Raw genomic sequence first — 3010 nt, 5'->3', positions numbered from 1 at the left:
CGCCGAGGCCCGCCTTGCGGCGGATCATCGGCTCCCAGAATTTCAGCCAGCTGTCGCGGCCCGGCCCCATGAAGGTACGATAGTAGAAGCCGACCGGCAGGAAGCGGCCGAACCTGTCCATTATGGCGTCGCGATCGCGCTCGAGCGAGCCGTTGATATTCTGGGCGCTAACCCGCAACCCTTCGCTGATCGGCGTCCGCTCAGCGGCGGCGTTCGGCTCGAACGGCAGCTGCACCAGCGCGTTGGCGTCGGCCCCGGTCATCGACAGGATGCCGCGCGGGCGGTGGTATTTGAACGAGCGCGACAGCACCCATTGGCCGGACGCGGCGAGCGCGCTGGCGATGCTGTCGCCTTCATAGCCTTCAAAAGGCTTGCCCTCGAAGCTGAAGCGGATGCGGCGGCTTCGGTCGATCCGGCTTCCGAAGGGGGCGGGCAGCCGGTTCATGCGTGGTCCCGCAGGTCGGAGGCGTCGAAGGTGCGGATGATCTCGTTGCTGGCCAGGTCGCGCTCGGCCAGGAAGAAATAGTTGCTCGGCACGTGCCGCCACCATTCGACCACGATGCCCTTGCGGTTTTCGGCCCGGAACAGGTGCCGCGACCAGTCCCTGTCGGCGGTTGCGTTCGGATCGGGTCGCGCGCGCATCGGTCCGAAGGACTGGAACTCGTCGATGTTGCGCGGGCTGTTCATGGGGCAGGTGAGCAGTTTCATGGATCAATGGCTCGCGGCGGTCGCGCCCATTTCATTGAGCAGCCGGAAGGTTTCGAACCGCTCCAATGCAAATGGCTTCAGGATGTCGGGCATGCGGCCCTCAGCGATCGTCTGCGCCATGCGCTTGCCGGCGACGGGAGTCGCCTTGAAGCCCCAGGTGCCCCAGCCGCAGTCAAGCCAGAGATTGGTGAGCGGACTCGCCCCCATGATCGGGCTGTAGTCCGGCGTCATGTCGGTGATGCCGGCCCATTGCCTCAGCAGCCGCACGCCCTGCAGGAAAGGAAAGAGGTGGACGGCGCCTTCGGCGAGGTGCTCCTTCATGTCGAGCGTCGAGCGCGTCGAATAGAGCTGGTAGGGGTCGGAGCCGCCGCCGATGACGACCTCGCCGCGCGAGGATTGCACCAGATAGGTGTGCAGCGAGACCGAGGAGACAAGCGTGTCCAGCCAGGGTTTCAACGGCTGGGTCACCATGGCCTGTAGCGGGTAGCAGCGGATCGGAAGCTCGACGCCGGCCATCAGCGCCACGTCGTAGTTCATGCCGCCGGTGGCGATCAGCACCTGGCCGCAGGCGACGCGGCCTCGGTTCGTCTTGACGGCCTGGACGCGGTCGCCGATGACCTCGAAGCCTTGCACTTCGGTGCGCTGATGGATCTCGACTCCGCGCCGCGATGCCTGGGCGGCATAGCCCCAGGCGACTGCGTCGTGGCGCGCCGTTCCGCCGTCGGCGTGCCAGAGCCCGCCGAGGATTTCGAGCGGGCCGCCATAGTCCATGTTCAGCAGCGGACAGAGCTCCTCGACGCCCTTCTGGTCGACGACCTCGGTGCGCGTGCCCATGTGCTTGCCCATCTCGGCGCGCATATGGAAGCTGCGCATCGTCGCCTCTGTATGCGCAAGCGTCAGCTGGCCGCGCTGCGAGAACATGACGTTGAAGTCGAGCTCTTGCGACAGCCGCTCGAACAGCTCGACGCCCTCCTTGTAGAAGGCGATGCCTTCCGGGGTGATGTAGTTGGAGCGGATGGTGGTGGTGTTGCGCGCCGTGTTGCCGCCGGCGAGGTAGCCCTTCTCCAGGACCGCCACGCTCTTTATGCCGTGATATTTGGCAAGATGATGCGCGCAGGACAGTCCATGTCCGCCGCCGCCGATGATGACGACGTCGTAGGCCGGCTTCAGCTCCGGCGTTGCCGGGATGTCGCCGCTGACCGGATAGTCCCTGCTGAGACCATATTTCAGAAGTCTAAGAGGCATTGCGGGCTCAGCTCGAGGCCTCGGGAGGATCGTAGAGCAGCGCCGAGAGATCGGAGAAGCGGCTGTCGCGGTCGTCGAGCGAAAGCACCGCGTCGCGGATCGCCGCGGCGCGGCCGGATCCGAGCACGGGCGCGGCGAACTCCATATATTTGGCCTCGACGTCCTGCTTCGACATCGGCGCTTCGGGGCCGCCGCGCGCGTGCACGTCGCCAGACATCAGCACGCGTCCATCATTGGTCGTGATGATGACGTCGGCCCAGCGGCCGGCCGGGAAGCGGGCGCTGTGGCGCTCTGTCTCGGTCACGCTGATGCGGGTGAGCATGTCGGCGACAGCCGGATCGGCGAGCCCGGCGCCGGAAATATGCTCGAGCCCGATGCGCCGGTGGATGATGAAGGTCGCGACGGCGAAGCGCAGGCTGTACTGCGCCTTCGAGGTCGTGTCCGGCATGCCGTCGAACAGGGTGGCGGCATAATGGAAGCTGTTGATCTGGACATGGGCGATGTCGGAGGCGCCGAGATTGTGCGCCAGGCAGAGCCCACGCACCGCGTCGATCGCCGCATGCGCCCAGCGGCAGATCGGATAAGGCTTCACATACTGATGCAATGACTGCCAGAACACGCCGAGGTCCTGCCAATGCCTCGCAACCTCCGGCGCCTCGACGGTGATCGCCGGCGCTCCGGTGAAGCCGCGTTCGGCCAGCACCGCCGCCGAAAGGCCGATGAGGGCGCCGGGGCCGGAGCCGTCATGCAGCATGGTCGGCGTGGCGATCTCGCGCATCATCTGGCTGCGCGGGCCATGATACTCGGCAATGCCGAGCGCCTCGCGCAATTGCGCTTCGTCCAGCCGCCGCAGACGCGCCGCGACCGCCGCCACGCCCAAGGCGTTCCAGGCGCCGGAGGTGTGATAGTCGCTCACCGTCGCATGCAGGGCGATGCCGGCCCGGCCGGCGACTTCATAGCCGATGACCAGCGACGCCAGCGCCTCCGGCCCGGTGAGGTCGGGCCTTGCTTCCGCGAGCGCGGCAAGCGCCGGCACGACCGCGACGCCGATATGGCC

Annotated in this window: 4 protein-coding genes; all 4 read right to left on the bottom strand. The window is 66.8% G+C overall.

All coding sequences use genetic code 11. The annotated features are described in order from the left end of the window. On the bottom strand, positions 1–445 hold a 445-nt coding region (locus EOA28_RS30885), incomplete at its 3' end, for a 2Fe-2S iron-sulfur cluster-binding protein (RefSeq protein WP_189342275.1). Beyond that, positions 442–708: a sarcosine oxidase subunit delta gene (locus tag EOA28_RS30880; protein ID WP_128315616.1), complete on the bottom strand. Its 267-nt coding sequence runs from the start codon at positions 706–708 to the stop codon at positions 442–444. The genes EOA28_RS30885 and EOA28_RS30880, both read right to left, overlap by 4 nt. Before the next feature lie 3 nt (positions 709–711). After that, positions 712–1953, bottom strand: coding sequence for an FAD-dependent oxidoreductase (locus tag EOA28_RS30875; protein WP_126082270.1), 1242 nt, complete (start codon positions 1951–1953; stop codon positions 712–714). Positions 1954–1960: 7 nt separating this feature from the next. Beyond that, positions 1961–3010 (bottom strand): MmgE/PrpD family protein (locus EOA28_RS30870; RefSeq protein WP_128315615.1); only part of this gene is annotated, 1050 nt, incomplete at its 5' end.

Source organism: Mesorhizobium sp. M2A.F.Ca.ET.067.02.1.1 (assembly GCF_004023285.1).
In the GTDB taxonomy this organism is placed as follows: domain Bacteria; phylum Pseudomonadota; class Alphaproteobacteria; order Rhizobiales; family Rhizobiaceae; genus Mesorhizobium.
Note: the sequence above shows the minus strand (reverse complement) of the source record. Positions and strands in the feature narration are given on the sequence as shown.